Source organism: Candidatus Coatesbacteria bacterium, assembly GCA_014728225.1.
Lineage (GTDB): Bacteria > RBG-13-66-14 > RBG-13-66-14 > RBG-13-66-14 > RBG-13-66-14 > WJLX01.
Genome location: WJLX01000026.1, coordinates 21,257 through 40,147, shown reverse-complemented (window position 1 = coordinate 40,147; position 18,891 = coordinate 21,257). Strand labels below are relative to the sequence as shown.

Annotated in this window: 17 protein-coding genes; 16 read left to right on the top strand and 1 reads right to left on the bottom strand. The window is 66.7% G+C overall.

Annotation, left to right across the window (positions count from 1 at the left end; genetic code table 11):
* Positions 1-184 precede the first annotated feature (184 nt).
* Together GF399_02275 and GF399_02270 are read left to right on the top strand one after the other, a co-directional pair.
* Entirely contained in the window at positions 185-643 is a 459-nt protein-coding gene (locus GF399_02275) for a hypothetical protein (GenBank protein ID MBD3399140.1), read from the top strand.
* An 85-nt stretch (positions 644-728) separates the two neighbouring features.
* Positions 729-1,202: a hypothetical protein gene (locus GF399_02270; protein ID MBD3399139.1), complete on the top strand. Its 474-nt coding sequence runs from the start codon at positions 729-731 to the stop codon at positions 1,200-1,202.
* 435 nt (positions 1,203-1,637) lie between these two features.
* On the opposite strand, the gene GF399_02265 is transcribed toward GF399_02270, so the two are convergent.
* Positions 1,638-2,789, bottom strand: coding sequence for an acyl-CoA dehydrogenase (locus tag GF399_02265; GenBank protein ID MBD3399138.1), 1,152 nt, complete (start codon positions 2,787-2,789; stop codon positions 1,638-1,640).
* A gap of 959 nt (positions 2,790-3,748) precedes the next feature.
* Between GF399_02265 and GF399_02260 the strand changes: the two genes are divergently transcribed.
* From GF399_02260 to GF399_02195, 14 genes are all read left to right on the top strand, one after another.
* Positions 3,749-6,055 (top strand): 30S ribosomal protein S1, encoded by a 2,307-nt coding sequence (locus GF399_02260; GenBank protein ID MBD3399137.1) that lies wholly within the window; start codon positions 3,749-3,751, stop codon positions 6,053-6,055.
* Between the two features lie 145 nt (positions 6,056-6,200).
* Entirely contained in the window at positions 6,201-6,713 is a 513-nt protein-coding gene (locus tag GF399_02255) for a hypothetical protein (GenBank protein MBD3399136.1), read from the top strand.
* Positions 6,714-7,075: 362 nt separating this feature from the next.
* Positions 7,076-7,747: a hypothetical protein gene (locus GF399_02250; protein MBD3399135.1), complete on the top strand. Its 672-nt coding sequence runs from the start codon at positions 7,076-7,078 to the stop codon at positions 7,745-7,747.
* 173 nt (positions 7,748-7,920) lie between these two features.
* A complete protein-coding gene (locus tag GF399_02245; protein ID MBD3399134.1) occupies positions 7,921-8,595 on the top strand; it encodes a hypothetical protein in 675 nt (224 codons plus the stop codon).
* A 194-nt stretch (positions 8,596-8,789) separates the two neighbouring features.
* Complete coding sequence (locus GF399_02240) at positions 8,790-9,215, top strand: hypothetical protein (protein ID MBD3399133.1); 426 nt, start codon at positions 8,790-8,792, stop codon at positions 9,213-9,215.
* A gap of 777 nt (positions 9,216-9,992) precedes the next feature.
* Positions 9,993-10,457, top strand: coding sequence for a division/cell wall cluster transcriptional repressor MraZ (gene mraZ, locus GF399_02235; protein MBD3399132.1), 465 nt, complete (start codon positions 9,993-9,995; stop codon positions 10,455-10,457).
* A 55-nt stretch (positions 10,458-10,512) separates the two neighbouring features.
* The gene (rsmH, locus tag GF399_02230; protein MBD3399131.1) at positions 10,513-11,406 is read left to right on the top strand and encodes a 16S rRNA (cytosine(1402)-N(4))-methyltransferase RsmH; all 894 of its coding nucleotides are present in this window, start codon (positions 10,513-10,515) and stop codon (positions 11,404-11,406) included.
* Positions 11,399-11,668 carry a hypothetical protein gene (locus GF399_02225; GenBank protein MBD3399130.1) on the top strand — a complete coding sequence of 90 codons (270 nt, stop codon included), beginning with the start codon at positions 11,399-11,401 and terminating at the stop codon, positions 11,666-11,668. The genes rsmH and GF399_02225 overlap by 8 nt, the downstream gene beginning before the upstream one ends.
* 10 nt (positions 11,669-11,678) lie before the next feature.
* Positions 11,679-13,604, top strand: a complete 1,926-nt coding sequence (locus GF399_02220) for a penicillin-binding protein (protein MBD3399129.1) — start codon at positions 11,679-11,681, stop codon at positions 13,602-13,604.
* On the top strand, positions 13,601-15,031 hold the full coding sequence (murF, locus tag GF399_02215; GenBank protein ID MBD3399128.1) for a UDP-N-acetylmuramoyl-tripeptide--D-alanyl-D-alanine ligase: 1,431 nt from the start codon (positions 13,601-13,603) through the stop codon (positions 15,029-15,031). Before GF399_02220 ends, murF begins: the two co-directional genes overlap by 4 nt.
* A 20-nt stretch (positions 15,032-15,051) precedes the next feature.
* Positions 15,052-16,161, top strand: coding sequence for a phospho-N-acetylmuramoyl-pentapeptide-transferase (locus GF399_02210; protein ID MBD3399127.1), 1,110 nt, complete (start codon positions 15,052-15,054; stop codon positions 16,159-16,161).
* 78 nt (positions 16,162-16,239) lie between these two features.
* Positions 16,240-16,416, top strand: a complete 177-nt coding sequence (locus GF399_02205) for a hypothetical protein (protein MBD3399126.1) — start codon at positions 16,240-16,242, stop codon at positions 16,414-16,416.
* Between the two features lie 39 nt (positions 16,417-16,455).
* Positions 16,456-17,760 (top strand): putative lipid II flippase FtsW, encoded by a 1,305-nt coding sequence (ftsW, locus tag GF399_02200; protein MBD3399125.1) that lies wholly within the window; start codon positions 16,456-16,458, stop codon positions 17,758-17,760.
* Complete coding sequence (locus GF399_02195; protein MBD3399124.1) at positions 17,760-18,890, top strand: hypothetical protein; 1,131 nt, start codon at positions 17,760-17,762, stop codon at positions 18,888-18,890. Before ftsW ends, GF399_02195 begins: the two co-directional genes overlap by 1 nt.
* Position 18,891: the final 1 nt, after the last annotated feature.

The following is an 18,891-nucleotide window of genomic DNA, read 5'->3' as shown; positions in this document are numbered from 1 at the left end:
GCCGGTTGCGCGACGCGGTCTTCCGCCGCGGCGGGGTGCGCAGCGAACGCCTGCCCCTCTACCTGGCCGAGGAGACCTGGCGCTTCAACGGTCGATATCACCCCCGGGAGAGACCCGTGGAAGAGCTGCTCAGCCTGTTGAACATCAGTTACTACTGGCGCCGACCGGGGAGGTGAGCGCCGCCGTGCAACCCATCGGCGTCCTGCTCGACCAGCTCAACTACCTTTGCGAGCCCTGTCCACGTTTTCGCCTGCGCGATCTGCCCCGGGCGCAAACCTGGATCCGGCCCGCCAAAGGCCACGCCGTCGGGGACCAGGTCGTCGAGCAGCCGCCGGGGATCATCCTGGAGGTCGATTTCGACGTCGCGGTGCTGTCGCTTTTGACCGAGCGCGAACTCGACGCCGCGGCCCTCGAGCACCTGACCGCCGACCTGCGCAACTGGTGCGCCCTGTTGGAGCCGCTGTGCGGGCGGCGGCGCCTGCGGCTGCGGCGCATCAACGAGGAACGGGTCTTCCGTCGCCGTCTACGGGATGAGGAAGCCGCCCGAAAGCTGCTCGGCGACGGTCTGCCGGCGATGAAGCGGGCCGTCGGCTTTCTCGACGAAGTGACCCGCGGCGAGCGGCGGCGCTCCTCCACTCCTTGACCGGCGAACGGGGATTGCTCCGGGCGCCGTCTTGAGCTAACATCGACGAGTCACGCCGCCACGCGGACCCCCAGCGGAGGATTGCTTGAAAGGGCTCACCAAACTCGCGACCAGCTCCGCCGTCGCCGTCTCGCTCCTCCTCGGCGGCTGCGGCTCCGAGGAGGAAGAGGAGAAACCCGTGCCGCTCATCGACGGCTCCCAGACCCCGGAGGTCGAGTCGCCGGCTTACACCTCCGGCGTCCTCGATGAGGACCTCTACATCAGCCTGCAGGCCGAGCTGGCCTGGGCGCGCGAGCGGCTCCCGGCCGGCGAAGTGATCGATCCCGCGCCCTACTACGAGCGCTACGGCGTCACGGCCGACGAGGTTGCCGCCTTCGCCGAAGCTCTCGAGGAGGGCGGCCGCGACCGGGCCGTCGAGACCCAGATCTATCGCCGCCTCGACGAGTTGCGCTCCGCCGAGGGGGTCGAGCTGCAACCGCCGACCATCGACCAGACCGCCGAGACCTTCGAGGTCGACCCCGAAGACGGCGGCATCGAGTTGACCCCGCCGGGGGAATAGCCCGGGAACGTCCGGAGCGGCGGGCGTTGTGATGCCCTTCCCCGACGCAGAGCCACTTCGAGACCTGCGGTTTTCTCGCACACGTCGGGGCCGATCGAGCGAGCGGCCCCGTTGTTCATTGTTTCAACCTGTCGCGTCCCCCCATCCCCCGGACCTCTCCCCCGAGGGGTGGGTGGGGGGCGAATTCATTATCTCCTGGGGTAAACCCCGCGATCCGCGAGGAAGAAGCGCCGGCGGACCGTCGAGGATTGCGAGAGGATTGCGAGAGGATTGCGCTTGGACCCGCCTTGGTCATTGACCGCGGCGGCGGGGTTGGAAAACCCGCCCCCCGGGGCCGGCGGACTGCAATCGCCATCAACGGGGGAGGACCTGAAGGTCCTCCCCTACGAAACCCCCTAGCCGTATGGGCTAGACAATAATAGGCGAACCCGGCCGCTAGCGGCCGAACTCCTTGATCAACTGGATGGCGATGACCCAGCGCTGGATCTGGTTGGTGCCCTCGTAGATCTGGCAGATGCGCTGGTCGCGGTAGTAGCGCTCGACGTCGTTCTCCTTCATGTAGCCGGCGCCGCCGTGGATCTGGATCGCCCGGTGGCAGACCATCTCGGCCACCTCGGTGGCGAACATCTTGGCCATGGCGGCTTCCTTGCCGTAGGGCAGCCCCTGGTCCTTGTTCCAGGCGGCGCGGTAGATCATCAGCCGGGCCGCCTCGAGCTGGGTGCCCATCTCGGCCAGCATGAACTCGATCCCCTGGAAGCCGATGATCGGCTGACCGAACTGCTTGCGCTGCTGGGCGTAATGCAGGGCCTTCTCGAAGGCGGCCTGGCCGCAGCCCAGGGCGATCGAAGCCACGCCGAAGCGTCCGCCGTCCAGGGCGCGCAGCGAGATCGACAGCCCGCGATTCTCCTTGCCCAGCAGATTCTTGACCGGCACGCGGCAGTCGGTGAACTCCAGCTCGGCGGTGTCGCTGCAGCGCTGGCCCATCTTGTTCTCGGTGCGCACCACGCGGAAGCCCGGGGTGTCGGCCGGGACCAGCAGGCAGGACAGGCCCTTCTTGCCGCGGTTCGGGTTCGTCAGGGCGACGATGGTGTGCAGGTCGGCGTACTTGCCGTTGGTGATGTAGCGCTTGCGGCCGTTGAGGACGAACTCGTCGCCGTCGCGGAGCGCCGTGGTCGTGACGGCGCCGGCGTCGGAGCCGGCGGCCTCCTCGGTCAGGGCGAAGCTGGTCAGGATCTCGCCGGCGGACATCCGCGGCAGCAGCTCTTCCTTCTGCTCCCGGGTGCCGTACTCATTGATGGCGAAGGCGCCGATCGAGTTATGCACGGCGAAGGCCACGGCAACCCCGGCCGCCGCTTTGGCCAGCTCCTCCAGGGCGATGGCGAAGCTGATCGAATCCGCCCCGCTGCCGCCGTACTCCTTGGGCAGGGTGAAACCGTAAAGCCCCAACTGCTTCATCTCGTCGAAGATCTCCTGGGGGTATAACGCCTTCTCGTCGAGTTCGGCGGCGACGGGGGCGATACGCTCGGCGGCAAAACCGCGGATCAGGTCGCGGTACTTCTGCTGCTCGGCGGTGAGGGTGAAGTCCAAGGTCGTCCTCCCGGTTTTGTACGCAGGGCAGATACGTAAAGCTGGTTCGCGGTACTGGTCCGCACGATTCGTTAACGGGGCCGGTTCGCCAGGCCGGTTCGCGGCGTCGGTCCCCGCGCAGGTCGGTAAAAACACCGACAGAGTATAACCGGAAAAGCCGTTGTGGACAAGTCCACCGCGGCCGGGGACGTTCGTCAACTGTTCGTCAACTGATCGTCAACGAACTCTACGTGGCACGGCCGGCCAAACTAAAGCCGACATTAGCGGCGGCCTGATCCAACCAACCGTCGAACTGGACCTCGTCCATTACGACACCAACGCACTCCTCGAAACCGGCGAGCCGATGAACCTCCAGATAACCGTCAACTCCAGGCGCTGCTTGACTCCGGCGAATTCCCGACCGCCGATCTACGAAGGACCAGAGCCGTCTCCCCACCACCCGCGCGGGCGGTTCGCTTAGACTGAACGTCAGCGGCAGCGACGACGAAAAACCACCCCCTCCTGGAACCCCGCCCCAGCGGCATCCTTCGCGACCTCCACCGCCGCAACCGGCACGGTTTTTGCGGAGGCGAAGCGTTAGCATCAACCGGCAACGCTCGCCGAGATGCAAAAACCGTGCCGGTTGCGGCGGCCGGGCGGGTAAGCCGCCCGGGGGTGGTTTTTCGTCGTGGGAGCATCCCGGGTCCCCGGGGGGGCCTGATTGATGCCCGACCTGCGGTCCGCCTGGATCTAGATGCGGTGACGGCCCGACTCGCGGTCCGTTTTTTTCCTTTTCATTTACCGGCGCCCTGTGTTACATTCCCTCCATCGCTATCGAGACGCCGACCTCTTCGAGCCCCGGCTCGCCATTCGTCGGCATCCCAGCAGCGTTTACCAAATCGCCGACACGATCCAGGTGAGTGACCAGGCCCGCGTGACGGGTCGTAACCTGTTTGTCTAAACTAAAGGATTTCTAACCCATGACCTACCCGGAAGAGAACGAAAACCTCCCGACCCCGGAAGACGAGGCGGTCGATCAGCAGCCCGAAGAAGCGCCCCGAACCGAGAAAGAAGAGACCGGCGCGGAGCCCGTCGTCGAAAAGAATGCCGAAACCGACGCTGAAACCGCCGACGAGGCGGTCACGGCCGAAGTTGAGGGCACCGACGACGAGTCGGTTGTAGTGGAACCGGAGCAAGCTGACGAAGCCCCCACCGCCGACGATGGAAAAGAAGAGGTGGAGCAGCGACCCAAGCTGTCCCTCGACGACCTGGACGAAGAGCACGCCACGATGGACGAGTTGATGGAGGCCTACGAGGACACCCTGGCCGAGCTGCGCGAGGGCGAGATCGTCAAGGGCACCGTCGTCTCCGTCAGCGACGAGGAGATCCTCGTCGACGTGGGTTACAAGTCCGAGGGTCCCATCGACCGCAAAGAGTTCGGCGATCTGGAGATCGCCGTCGGCGACGAGGTCGAGGTCTTCCTGGAGAAGAAAGAGGACCAGGACGGCATCATCGTGCTGTCCAAGGAGAAGGCCGATTTCGCCCGCACCTGGGAGAAGATCAAGAGCGCCTACGAGAACGACGAGGTTATCGAAGGTCGGGTCATCAACCGGATCAAGGGCGGTCTCGAGGTCGATATCGGCGCCCGCGGCTTCCTGCCGGCCAGCCAGGTGGCGCTGCGGCCGGTGCGCAACCTGGAGGCCTGTGTCGGCGACATGTTCGAGATGAAGGTCATCAAGATCAACCGCCGCCGCCGCAACATCGTTCTCTCGCGCAAGGCCGTGCTGCAGGAGCGTCGCGCCAAGATGAAGGAAGAGCTGGTCCAGGAGCTCGAGGAGGGCCAGATCCGCGAGGGCGAGGTCAAGAACATCACCGACTTCGGCGCCTTCATCGACCTGGGCGGCATCGACGGTCTGCTGCATATCACCGATATGACCTGGGGCCGCATCAGCCATCCTTCCGAGGTTCTCAGCATCGGTGACGAGGTCAAGGTCCTGGTGCTCAACTTCGACCGCGAGCGCGAGCGGGTCAGCCTGGGGCTCAAGCAGCTCACCCCGCACCCCTGGAAGGAGGCCGCCACCAAGTATCCGGAGGGCACCTTCATCCGCGGTCGCGTGGTCAACATGACCGACTACGGCGCCTTCGTCGAGCTCGAGGACGGTATCGAGGGCCTGATCCACATCTCCGAGATGAGCTGGACCCAGCGCATCCGCCACCCCTCTCAGATCCTCAACGTCAACGACTGGGTCGACGCCAAGGTGCTCAACCTGGATACGGAGAAGCAGCGCATCAGTCTGGGCCTCAAGCAGACCGAAGAGGATCCCTGGGAGACCATCGCCGAGCGCTTCCCCCGCGGGACGCGCCTTGTGGGCAAGGTGCGCAACATCACCGACTTCGGCGCCTTCGTCGAGGTCGACGAGGGCATCGACGGCCTGGTGCACATCTCCGATATGAGCTGGCTGCGCCGGGTTCACCACCCCTCGGAGATCCTCTCCAAGGGTGACGAGGTCGAGGTCGTCGTTCTCAACGTCGACGCGGACAACCGCCGCATCTCCCTGGGGATGAAACAGCTCAAGGAAGACCCCTGGGAGCACATCGAGGATTATATCTGGGAAGGTGCCTACGTCGAGGGTCAGATCGTCCGTACGGCCCGCTTCGGCGCCATCGTCGAGCTCTCCAACGGCATCGAGGCCCTGCTCCACATCTCCGAGATCGTCGACGCCCACGTGCCCAACGTCGAGGACGTTCTCGAGATCGGCGAGCAGTTGACCTGCAAGGTCATCAACATCAACCGCGCCGAGCGCAAGGTCAACCTGTCCCTCAAGGCCTACAACGCCGACATGGGTATCGGCCCCGAAGACGATCCGATCATGCAGCGCCTGATCGCCAAGCAGGAAGGCGAGAGCGCCGAAGCCGCCGAGGCTGCCGAGGCCGCCGAGACCTCTGAGACCGACGATGAAACCGGCGAAGAGAAGGCGGCTGACGAGGCAGCCGAGACTGCGACCGAAGACGCGGTCGAGGACTCGACCGAGGACTCGACCGAGGACTCGGTCGAAGAAGCGCCCACCGAGTCAGATGAACAGCCTCCCGCCGAGGAGGAACCTTCGTCCGTTGAGGACGCTGCCGAAGCTGCCGCCGAGGCCGCCGACGATGAACCGGTGGCGGAGGAAGCCGCTGAAGAAGAAAAGGCGGAAGAGGGCCCTGCAGAGGGCGCCGACGCTCCCGAGAACGAGCCCGACGCCGCGGAGGAATCCACCGCCGAGAAGGAAGAAAAAAGGGACGAGTGACACTATAATTTGAGAGCAGGTCTTATCCCAAGACCCGCTCTCTTTATCAACCCCTGGCGAACCCGACCCGCCGCAGGGCGAGTCAACCCTACTGTACGAGCAGTACAGACAGTACCCACCAAACCTGCCAAACCTGGAGGAAACAATGCGCAAGATCCTGCTGGCCACCCTGATCGTGGCCCTCGGCGCCGCCCTGACCGGCTGCGGCGGCGGCATCGATGAACTCAACGACGAAACCTACGCCGACATCTGGCTCGAGACCTACGAGAAGTGGGACGGCGAGCAAGAAGGCGCCTGGGACGAGGCCCTGAAGGAATACGGCACCTCGGCCGAGGAGTACGACGCCTACACCATCGAGCTGCTCGAGGGTGACGACGCCCGTTACACCGAAGTGACCAAGGCTATCGAGGACGACCTCGGCGCCAGCATGGCCTACTTCGGCTACACCATGTCCGTCGGTCTGGGCGGCTTCGGTGAGGACCTGGGCACCGCGCTGGACGAGAGCATGGAGGGCCTGGGCGACATGTTCGGCGACCTCGAAGCCGGCATCAACGAGGGCCTGGAAGAGGCCAGCGAAGGCATGGGCGAGGCCGTCGACGAGGCCGAAGGCGCCATGGAAGAGGCCACCGAAGGCACCGAGGAAGAGGACGCTCAGTAAGCATGGTTTCACCGCAGTAGCGTTGTTCCAACGGCCCCCCACCGGGGGCCGTTGTTAGCTAGTCACTTACCGGGCGGTCCGCCATCCCATTCTTGCACCCGCCGGGTAGAGTGTTCGGCGGGCACTGGGCCGAGCACTGGGAGGCCCCTCCAGCCGTTAACCGCTGGACATCCCCACGAGAACCGACTAAAATATATAGGCTGCACCCTGCACACCGGATGCCGCTTGTGGAACGACGGATCCGCGGGACACCCGCCCGGCTCGGGCCATACTTCAGTAACCTTACTCGTTCCGACGGAACCGACGAGGCTCATCAGCCTGCTCAACGACCCGGCAACGCCGGGCCAACCTGGAGGAAACCGATGCGAAAATTCTTGGCTCTGACCCTGATCGTGGCCCTCGGCCTGATCATCACCGGTTGCGGCAAGGAGCTCAACGACGAGAATTTCGTCGAGTTCTGGATCAAGTCCTACAACATCGAGAACGAGGAAGAGGCCCAGAAGGTGGCCGACGAGTACGGTTGGTCCCAGGAAGACATGGATAACTACTACGACGAGCTGGCCGATGATCCCGATCGGGCCGAGAAGGTCGTCGACATGGTGGCCGAGAAGGACGAGGACGCCGCCTTCGTGCTGGCTATGAGCCTGGGGCTGGGCGGCGCCATGGCCGAGTTCGAGGACCTGGAGGCCTTCGGCGAGGAATTCTCCGCCGGGATGGAAGAGCTCGGCCAGGGCCTGGGCGACCTCTTCGGCGGTATGGTCGAAGGTATGGAAGGCATGGCCGAGGGCATCGATGAGAGCCTGGCCGGCCTGGGCGGTCTGACCGACAAGGAACTGGCCGAGATCTTCGTCGCCGCCTACCCCGAGGAAGAGGTGCCGGCCGAAGTCCTCGAGAAGTATGAAACCGACGATGAAACCGTCGAAGAGGCCTTCGAGGCCCTCGAGGAAGACCCGGAACGGGTCAAGTCCGTCAGCGAGAAGATCCACTCCCTGGACGAGGAGAAGGGCGCGGCCTTCGACGAAATCTTCATGTAGCGTCCGGTTGACAAACCGGTGGGCGGAGCCGACAACACGGCTCCGCCTTTTACACTCCGCGGCGAACAGCCCGGTCGGTAGGATGCACCGGGCGTTTACAGCACCACGGGTCTGGATTACAATCAGTAGTCTGACCGCCCGGCCCTTCGATATTCTCTTTCACGGGGACAAGGATGCATTTCTGCAACAACTGCGGCGCCGAATTCGACCGGCCGCTCAACGGGCGCTGCCCGGCCTGCGGGGCTTCGCGGCGCCACTACGAGCGTCTGGATGTGGAACAACCCTACGCCGACGACGACGGGATCAGCTACGGTCCGGCGCCGACGGATACACGGCGTTCACGGTCTTCCCCGTCGAAGCCGGCGCGCCTGGCCCTCATCGCCGGTTTGCTGACGCTGCTCTCCGGCGGCCTGGTCTTCTTCCTCGTCATGCAGAACGAGACGGCCATTACGGAGCTCAACGACGAGACCTACGCCGAGATCTGGCTGGAGACCTACGAGGATTGGAGCGGCGACTCTACTGCGGCCTGGGACGAGACCCTGGCCGAGTACGGCACCTCGGCCGCCGAGTTCGACGCCTACACGCGGGAGCTCCTCGACGACGGCGCCCGCTACCAGCCCATCGCCGCCGAGATCGCCGAGGACCTCTCCGCCAACCTGACCTACAACGGCTACGTCATCAGCCTGGCCACCGCCAACCTGTTCGATGAGCTCGAAGGTGAGAGCGAGACCGACCTTCCCCGGTTCGGCGCGGACCTCGAGGACTTTACCGGCGACATCGCCCGGCAGATCGAGGCGATCCTCGAACAGACCACCGAGCACCTCGAGGATCTGCCCTTCACCCAGTGAGCGTCCGACGGGGCGCTCCGATGACCAGAGCCTCTCAACTAACCGGCCGCACCGACACCTGAACGCTCACAAATCCGGCGCCTGATATTGTACAATACTCCTTTGTGTACCTTGCAGTGTGAACCTTGCAGCATGCTGCACCCGTTTCGCTGGAGCAACAATCCAGCGTCAACCCCCCAAAGGAGGCCCAAAAGATGCGCACGATTATCGCCCTGACCCTGATCGCCGCCCTCGGCCTGTTCTTCGTTGCTTGTGAGAGTGAAGAAGAGCAAGCCCTCGATGAGACCGAAGCCGCCCTCGAGGAAATGGCCGAAGAGATGGAAGCCGCCGCCGGCGAGGCCGCCGAGGCCATGGGAGAGGTCACTGCCAGCATGGAAGGTGAAGGTCTCAGCGACGACGAGCTGGCCGCCATCTTCGTCGGTGTCTACCCCGACGATCCCGACTCCGACAAGGCCCTGACCCTCTATGAGGAGATGGGAACCGACGCCGAAACCGTCATGACCGAGTTCGAGACGCTCGAAGAAGACATGACCCGCCTGCAGTCCGTCAGCGAGAAGATTTACGCCATGGACGAGGAAAAAGGCGCCGCCTTCGACGACGAATTCGACGTCGCTCAGTAAGACACCCGCCGTCCATGATTCCCTCGCGAGGACCGCTCCGGCGGTCCTCGTTCTAATCCCCCGCAGCTCTGAAAACAGCCGCTGTCGATCGGCGCGCCGGTGAACCCTGCGGCGCCGGAACTGGCACGGTTTTTGCATCTCGGTGACCGTTACGAAGAAGTATAACGGTCCACCTCCGCAAAAACCGTGCCAGTTCCGGCGCGGAGGTTCTTGGCTTGTCGCGGTGTGCCGGGCGTTTTTTCAGAGCTGCCTTGGCGATTGTCCGGCCCGCGGCTAGTTGCGCGTATCTGATATTGGCATCGCTCGGTGCGCGAGCGGCGCACGGTCGCGCGTCTGTTTCTCCCCACCTGCTTGCACCACGAGGCAAGATGGGTATAAAAGCTAATATTTCATGTAGTTAAGATTCATTAACATTGGGTTCTTTAACGAAACCGTCGGTTCTTCGGTTTCCTGTGTCTTACAGATGATGATAGCGCTAACTATTTTTTTGTAAAAAAGTTACTACGAGCTATTGACACGTCGCTCCAGGCCGGTTACTATAATGCCGTGGTGAAAGGTGGGGAAAAGTGGGGGGGCATTAAAAAAATGGGCGAGCATTAAAAAGTGGGCGAGCATTAAAAAGTGGGCGAGCATTACAAGTGGGGGAGCATTACAAGTGGGGGAGCATTACAAGTGGGCGAGCATTAAAAAGTGGTGGAGCATTAAAAAAAGCTGGTTGCTATGGGCTAAGTAGCTGCTGGATTACAGCTTAGGCTTTGGGCCCCCCAGGGCCCCGCCATTGGCAGTCAGTCACTTGAACGAGGATTAGTCGTGTTTCTGGGCCGCTACGAATACAACCTGGACGAGAAGGGTCGCCTGGCGATCCCCGCCCGTCTGCGCAACGGTGACGACGGGACCGTCGACTGGGTTCTGGCTCAGGGGCTGGACGGCTGTTTGTTCCTGTACCCCGTCGAGACCTGGCGCGAGGTGGCCGGCCGGGTGCAGTCGCTGGCCGCCAATCAGCGCGCCGCCCGGCGCTTCGCCCGCCTGCTGTTCGCCGGCGCCGTCGAGGTCACCCTGGACAAGCAGGGCCGCGTCGGTATCCCCCAACACCTGCGGGCCTGGGCCGAGCTCAAGCGAGAGGTGATCGTCGTCGGCGTCGGCCGCCGGATTGAGATCTGGGACAAGGCCGCCTGGGAGGATTACGCCGCCGACGCCGATTACGAGGACGCCGCTGAAACCCTCGGCGAGTTGGAATTCTGAGTTGAAACCCCACCCTTTCCCCCGGGGAGTTCAGGTGGAGCGACACCAGCCGGTGATGGTCGAGGAGGTCCTGGAGCACTGGGTCGTCGATCCGGCGGGCTCCTACCTCGACGCCACCCTGGGTCGGGGCGGTCACAGCCGGGCCCTGCTGAGCCGCTATCCCGAGGCGGGGGTGTTGGGTTGCGACCGCGACCCCGAGGCGCTGCGGCGGGTGCGCCGCGAATCGGCCGACGCCTTCGGTGACCGCCTGCGGATTTTGAAGCTTTCCTTCGCCCAGTTGGGCGAATTGGCCGAACGCTTCGACGGCCTGCTGTTCGACCTCGGCGTCTCCTCGGAGCAGCTCAGCGATGCCGCTCGGGGCTTCAGCTTCCGCCTCGACGGTCCGCTGGACATGCGGATGGACCCCGTCTCCGGACCGACGGCGACCGAGCTGATCGACGGACTCGACGAGGAGACCCTGGGACGGCTGCTGCGCGATTACGGCGGCGAGCGGCGCTGGCGTCGGGCGGCGACGGCCATAGTGAACGAGCGACCCTTCGCCGACACCCGGGCCCTGGCCGAGGTCGTCCGTCGGGCCGTTGGACCCTCGGGCCGGCTCGATCCGGCCACCCGGACCTTCCAGGCCCTGCGCATCGCCGTCAACGACGAGCTGGTCCAGCTCGAACACGGATTGAACAGCGCCCTGGAGCTGCTCGAGCCCGGCGGTCGCCTGGTTTTCATCAGCTATCACTCCGGCGAGGATCGCCTCGTCAAGCGTTTTTTCAAGCATCGCAGCGGACATTGCATCTGTCCGCCCGGAACCCCGGTCTGCCGCTGCGAGCCCCGCCGGCAACTCCGCTTGCTGACCAGGCGCCCGCTGACGCCGACGGAGGAAGAGCTCGCCGACAACCCGCGGGCTCGTTCGGCCAAGTTGCGCGCCGCCGAGCGGCTGGAGGAGGACGATGGCTAAGCGGGGCTACCGTTTCTGGTTTCTGCTGATCCTGGGCGCCGCCGCCCTGGGCGCCCTGCATCTGGTGCTCAACAGCCGGGCCTACAGCCTGCGGACCGAGATCGACGGCCTGCGCCGCGAGGTCGTCGAGGAAGAGGAACTGGCCCGGCGCTGGGGTGAGAAATGGCGCTTGGCCGTCTCACCGGAGAACCTGGAATCCCTGGCCGCGGCGCGCCTCGAGCTCGAGGTGCCCGAGACGATCGAGACCGTCACCGTCTACTGATAATCAGAGGATGCCCGTGCGCGAGGATCTGCGACAGCAACGCCGCCAAACCGGCAGCCGCCGCCTGGTCTGGCTGACGGTGATCCTGGGTGTCTTCGCCCTGATCATCGCCGGACGGCTGATCCAGCTCCAGGTCATCCGCGGCGCCGAACTGGGCGAGCAGGCCCACAGCCAGCAGGTCAGCCGGGAGCCCCTGCCCGGGCTGCGCGGCACCATCTACGACCGCAACGGCGTCGTCCTGGCCGCGGACCGCGAAATACCGACGGCCTTCCTCTCGCCGGCCGAGGTGCCCGAGGAGCGTCGCGACTACGTCATCGATGAACTGACCCGTATCCTCGGGCTGCCGCGTACCAAGGTCTACGAGCTGGTCCACCGCAGCGGCTATTTCGTTTGGCTCTCCCGGGGACTCAGCGAGAGCGAGGCCGCCGAGCTGCGCGAGGCCGCGCTGCCCGGTGTCCATCTGCGCGACGAACCGGCGCGCATCTATCCCCTGGGACGCACCGCCGCCCACCTGCTGGGTTTCGTCGGTGTCGACCACCGGGGGCTCGAGGGCTTGGAACTGCTCTATGACGACGAACTCATCGGCGAGCCGGGCTGGGTGCTCAAGGTCACCGACGCCGCCGGCCGCCCCCTCTACCCCCTCGAGGAGACCCTGGAGGAGCCCGAGCGCGGCCGGGATATCTTCCTGACCATCGACGCCCGCTATCAGCACATCGTCGAGCGTGAGCTGGCCGCCGCCGTCGAGCGCGGCAACGCCCGCGGCGGGATGGCCGTCATGCTCGACCCCGCCGACGGCTCCCTGCTGGCCCTGGCCAACTACCCGGACTACGATCCCAACGATTTCGCCGCCTACCCGGCCGAGGTGCGGCGCAACCGCGCCGTCACCGACGTCTACGAGCCGGGCAGCACGATGAAGGCTTTCACCGTCGCCGCCGCCCTCGAGGAGGGCCTGGTCGAGGCGGAAACCGTCTTCGACACCCCCCAGGCGACCCTGGTGACCGGGCGGCGCATCCGCGACAGCCTGCCCCACGCTTCCCGGCTCACCGTCAGCGGGATCATCGAGCGCTCCAGCAACGTCGGCGTGCTGCAGATCGGCCGCCTGCTGGGGCGGGAGCGCCTGCACGACTACCTGCGCGCCTTCGGCTTCGGCGAGCCCAGCGGCCTCGAGGCCGTCGGCGAGGCCGGCGGCATCCTGCGCGACGCCGAGCGCTGGTACCCCCTGGACACCGCCTGCGCCAGCTTCGGTCAGGGTATCGCCGTCACTCCTTTGCAGTTGGCCGTGGGCTACGCCGCCCTGGCCAACGGCGGCAGCCTGGTCCGCCCGCGCCTGGTGGAGCGCTTCGAGGAGCGCGGCCGCCCCGTCGCCGATAATCCGAGCGAACCGCGCGGCCGGGTGATCTCCGCGGAGACCGCCGCCGAACTGCGCGAGATCCTGGTGGAGACCGTCGAGCGCGGTTTGGCCGTCGACGCCGGCGGCTCGGGCTATCGGGTCGGCGGCAAGACGGGTACGGCGCAGAAGATCGGACCCGGTGGTTATCTGGACGGCAACCGTTACATCGCCAGCTTTGTCGGTTTCGCCCCGGCCGCCGATCCCCGCCTGGTTCTGTTGGTGGTCCTCGACGAGCCCCGGCCGATCTACGGCGGCGGTCCGACCTGCGGTCCGGCCTTCGCCCGCATCGTCCGTCAGGTGCTGGCCCTGGAGGGCGTTCCGGCGCCCGGCGCCCTGAGCGCCCGGGTGGTGCGCGCCGACACTCCGGACCTGCTGCGCCGCAGCGCCCCCGTCGACGACGAGCTCGAACTCCTCGGCCTGGACGCTCGCCGGGCGGCGGCCCTGATCTCGGCGGCCGGTCTGCGGGCCGAGTTCCACGGCTGCGGAACGGTAAGCGCCGTCGAGCGCGACGAGGACAAACTGATCGTGCGCCTGGAGGATCGATGAGCCGCCAGCTGAACCGTCTGCGCGCCGATCTCGGCAGCCCCCTGACCCTGGGCGGGCTGGCCGACTGGGCCGGGGCGTCCTTCGCGCTAGACGCAGCCGAGGAGCTACGCCGGTCCGCCGTGGGCGGCCTGGCGGCGGATTCCCGCGTCGTCGAGAGCGGTGACGTTTTCTGCGCCCTGACCGGCAGCCGCGTCGACGGCCACGATTTCCTCGACCGCCTGCCCGCGGGGACCGTGGCGGCGCTGGTCTCCCGGCCGCGCGCCCTGTCCGGTCTGCCCCAGCTCGTCGTCGACGATGTCCGCCGGGCCCTGCTGCGGATCGCCGCCGGCTTCCGCGGGCGCTTCCCCGAGCTCCGCGTCGTCGGGATCACCGGTTCGGTCGGCAAGACCTCGACCAAGGACTATCTGGGCCGGATCATGGCCGATTACGCCCCCAGCCTGGTCACCGCCGGCAACCTCAATACCGAGGTCGGCGTGCCCTTGACCCTGGCCCGGCTGACCCCGGAGCACCGCTTCGCCGTCCTCGAACTGGGGATGCAGTGGGCGGGGGAGATCCGGGAGCTGGCCCGGGCGGCCCGGCCGCAGATCGGCGTCGTCACCGCCGTCGGCCCTTCGCACCTCGAGTTCTTCGACAGCGTCCGCGGCATCGCCCGCGCCAAGGCCGAGCTGCTCGAGGAGCTGCCGCCGACGGGCTTCGCCGTCCTGCCCGTCGAGGACGAACACTACGACTTCCTGCGTGGCTTCGCCCGCTGCCGGGTGATCACCTTCGGCCTGGAGCGCGGGGACTGCCGCGCCGAGGAGCTTCATGAAACCCCGGAGGGGCTGCGCTTCGATCTGGTCTGGGAGCCCCCGGCGGAGCTGGGCTTCGTCAAGGCCCGGGCGCGGATCGATCTGCCCCGACCCGGTCATCACCAGGCCCTCTCGGCCCTGCGCGCCGCCGCGGCGGCCCTGCTCTGCGGCGTGCCCCTGGAGCGGGCGGCCCGCAGCCTCAACGCCGCCCGGCTGACGCGGCAGCGCGGCGACGTGGTCAACCACGGCTCCCTCGTCGTGCTGCAGGACGCCTACAACGCCAACCCCCTGAGCATGGAGGCCGCCCTGCGCACCCTGGCCGCCCTGCCCGGCCAGCGCCGCGTCGCCGTTCTCGGGGACATGCTCGAACTCGGTCCCGCCGCCGAAGAGCTGCATCACGAGGTCGGCGCCCTGGTGGCCCGGCTGGGGATCGACGTCCTGATCGCCGTCGGCGGTCTGGCCGCCGAGACGGCCGCCGGGGCCCGGGAGGCCGGGATGAGCCGGGTCTACCGGGCGCGGGATCGCGTGGAGGCCCGCAAGCGCCTGCTCGAGGTGCTGCGCCCCGGCGACGTTCTGCTGGCCAAAGCCTCCAACGCCCTGGAACTCGACCGCCTGCTCGAGGAACTGCCCGAGATCTGACCGCCATCCGCGGGGGAATGATGCTCTACCATTTGCTGGCGCCGTTGTCCGACGAGATCGGCTTCCTGCGCCTGTTCAACTACATCACCTTCCGCGCCGGGGCGGCGGCGATCACCGCGGTCCTGCTGACCTTCATCTTCGCCCGCCCGCTGATCCGCTGGCTGCGCAAGAAGCAGTTCACCGAGCAGACCCGGGAGGACGGCCCGCAGCACCACAAGGCCAAGGAGAAGACGCCCACCATGGGCGGGGTGATCATCCTGCTGGCCCTGGTGGTGCCCACCCTGCTGTTCGCCGACCTGACCAACCGCTACGTGCTGATGGCCCTGGCGGTGACCATCGGCTTGGCCCTGCTGGGCTTCCTCGATGACTACCTCAAGAACGTCAAGAACCAGCCCCTGGGGCTGGTGGCGCGCTACAAGCTGATCGGCCAGGCCCTCCTCGGTCTCGGCGTGGGCTGCATCCTCTACTTCTGGCCCCTGGATCCGGCCCACTCGACGATCCTGACCGTGCCCTTCTTCAAAGACGTCCAACTCGATCTGGGCTGGGGCTACATCCCCTTCGTCGCCCTGGTGATCATCGCCGCCTCCAACGCCGTCAACCTGACCGACGGCCTGGACGGCCTGGCCATCGGCTCGACGCTGTTCGCCGGCCTGGCCTACGTCATCTTCGTCTATATCGCCGGTCACGCCGTCTTTGCCAACTACCTCGAGGTGACCTTCCTCTCCGACATCGGCGAGTTGACCATCTTCGTCACCGCCCTGGTCGGGGCGGCCCTGGGTTTCCTCTGGTACAACGCCCATCCCGCCGAGATCTTCATGGGCGACACCGGCTCCCTGGCCCTCGGCGGGGCGGTCGGCGCCGTGGCCATCTTCTGCAAGCAGGAGCTTTTACTGCTGATCGTCGGCGGGGTTTTCGTCCTCGAGGGCCTGTCGGTCATTCTCCAGGTCGGCTACTACAAACTGACCAAGGGCAAGGGTCCCGACGGCGGGGGCAAGCGCCTGTTCAAGATGTCGCCCCTGCACCACCACTTCGAGCTCAAGGGCTGGCCCGAGAGCCGGGTCTTCGTCCGCTTCTGGATCCTGGCGGCCATGTTCGCCCTGATCTCCATCGCCACCCTCAAGCTGCGCTGAGCGCGGTGCGCCGGTGACGACGATTGAGACGCAATCACGGCGATTAAGCGTCGCCGTAACGAAGGAAGGGTTGTTATCATGTTCGACGATAGCCTGCACGACACCCGCAGCAACAACGGTCCCGGCGATGATGTCGCCGTCGAGAGCGAGGATCAGTTGACCTTCGAGCTCAACATCCGCGAGTTCGCCTTCGAAGACCGCAACGACGAGGCCCTGCGCTTCGATCTGCCCGTGGTGGGTCGGCGCAACCGCTAGTCACGGCGGTCCACCATCAACCCCTCTCCCCGGACGATCATGAACCTCAAGCGCCCGGACATCCAGTTGTTCATCGTTACCACGGCCCTGGTGCTGGTCGGCCTGCTGCTGGTCGGCAGCGCCGGTCAGGTGCTGGGCGCCGCCCGGGGGGATGCGCTCTACTACCTGAAGAGTCAGCTCTGGAAACTGCTGCCGGGCGTGGCCCTGATGCTGCTGCTGTGGCGCCTGGGGGCGGCGCGGTTGGCCAAGCTGGCCAAGCCGGCCCTGCTGGTGGGGATGGGCCTGCTGGTGCTGGTGCTGCTGCAGGACTTCGGCGCCGAGAGCTCCGGGGCCCGGCGCTGGCTGTCCCTGGGGCTGTTCAGCTTCCAGCCCTCGGAGATCGTCAAGCTGCTGCTGGTGCTCTATCTGGCCTCGCGCCTGGCGCGGACCACGGAGCGCCTGGGCGAGTTCAAGCGCGGCCTGCTACCGCCCCTGCTGGTGGTGCTGGCGGCCTGCGCCCTGCTGCTGTTGCAGCCCGACCTCTCCACGGCCCTGCTGCTGTTCGTCACCGCCCTGGCGCTGTTCTGGATCGCCGGGGTACCGGGCAAGCACCTCCTGCTGACCCTGGCCGTGCTGATCCCCTTGGTGGTCGTCCTCGTCTATCTCGAGCCCTACCGCTGGGCCCGGGTGACGGCCTTCCTCGACCCCTGGGCCGACGCCGAGGCCTCGGGCTACCAGATCGTCCAGAGCCTGCTGGCCATCGGCTCCGGCGGCCTGAGCGGCGTGGGGCTGGGGGCCAGCCAGCAGAAGCTGTTCTACCTGCCCGAGGCGCACACCGATTTCATCTTCAGCATCCTCGGCGAGGAGCTGGGACTGCTGGGCGGGCTGGCCGTACTGGGGCTGTTCGTGGCCCTGGTGATCATCGGGTTGCGGATCGTCAAGGCGGCCCGCGACCCCTTCAGCCGGTTGACCGCCCTCGGGGTGACGGTCTGGCTGGGGCTGCAGGCCCTGATCAACATCGGCGTGGTCACGGCGCTGCTGCCGACGACGGGGCTGCCCCTGCCCTTCATCAGCTACGGCGGCAGCTCCCTGGTGGTGGGTCTGGCCGCCGTGGGTCTGCTGGCCGGCGTGGCCCGGGAGAACCTGGCCGGGGCGCCTTCCAAGGTCGGCGAGCCCCTGCCCGAGAGCCGGGTGCGTCGCGAACCCGTAGCTTCGCCGGCCTATAGCAGCCGCGTCGAGCGACGAAGCTTCGAGCGGCCGCGGCCCCGGCGCTCCGGCGGCGGTCGGCGCGGTTTCGGCCATAGCTATAACCGGCCTTACGGCGAGATCTACGCCCGGGCCGATCGTCGGCGGAGGTGGCGCTGATGTCGCCCTGGCGCCTGAAAAGGCGGATCCTGTTCGCCGGCGGCAAGACCGGCGGCCACCTGTTTCCCGGTGTGGCCGTCGGCGCCGAGATCCAGCGCCTGCGTCCCGACGTGGAGATCAACTTCTGCGGCGCCGGTTTCGAGCTGCCGCGCCGGGTGTGTTCCAAGCGTGGCTGGCACTACCATTACGTTCCGGCGGCCCCGGTCTACCAGACCGATTTCCTCGAGCTGCTGCGCGGCATGCTGATCAACTTCCACGGGGTGACGGCGGCCCGGGTGTTGTTGCGCGTGCTCGAACCCCAACTGGTGGTCGTCTGCGGCGGTTATGAAGGTTTCCCCGTCGCCCTGGCGGCCCGGATGCTCCACGTTCCGGTGTTGCTGTTGGAGCAGAACGCCGTGCCCGGTTTAACCAACCGCGTGCTGTCGCCCCTGGCGTCCGCCGCCGCCGTGGCCTTTCCCGAAAGCGCCGCCATCCTGAACATGGGCCGGGCCCTGGTGACTGGCAATCCGGTGCGCACGGAGCTGACGGCCTTCCCCGCCGATTACTCTGTTTTCGGCCTCGAAGCGGACCGGCTCACCGGTCTGGTCATCGGCGGCAGCGCCGGGGCCCGCTCGCTCAACGAGGCCGTCATCGACGCCGCGCCGCGCCTGGCCGAACTCGAGGTCCAGTGGATCCTCCAGACCGGCGAGGCGATGCGCGACGCCGTCGAGGGCGCCGTGCGCCGGGCCGGTCTGCGGGCCCACGTCGCCGCCTTTCTCGACCCCGTCGGCGCGGCCTTCGCGATCAGCGATTTCGCCGTGGCCCGTTCCGGCGGCGGGGCCTTCGAGCTGGCCGCCTGCGGCATTCCGGCGATCTTCGTCCCCTACCCCCACGCCGCCGCCGATCACCAGCGGGCCAACGCCCGGGCCTTCACCGCCGCCGGGGCGGCCTTCCTGGTCGACGACGCCGAGCTGGACGCCGAGCGCCTGATCGCCGAGGTTCGGCGCCTGGCCGAGGACGCGGCGCTACGTGACCGCATGGCCGCCGCCATGCGGCGGCTGGGTCGTCCCGACGCCGCCGAGCGCGCGGCCCGTCTGGCCCTGCAAACCGCCGGGCCGGCCACCCCCGCAGAGAACGGGAGGAACGCATGAC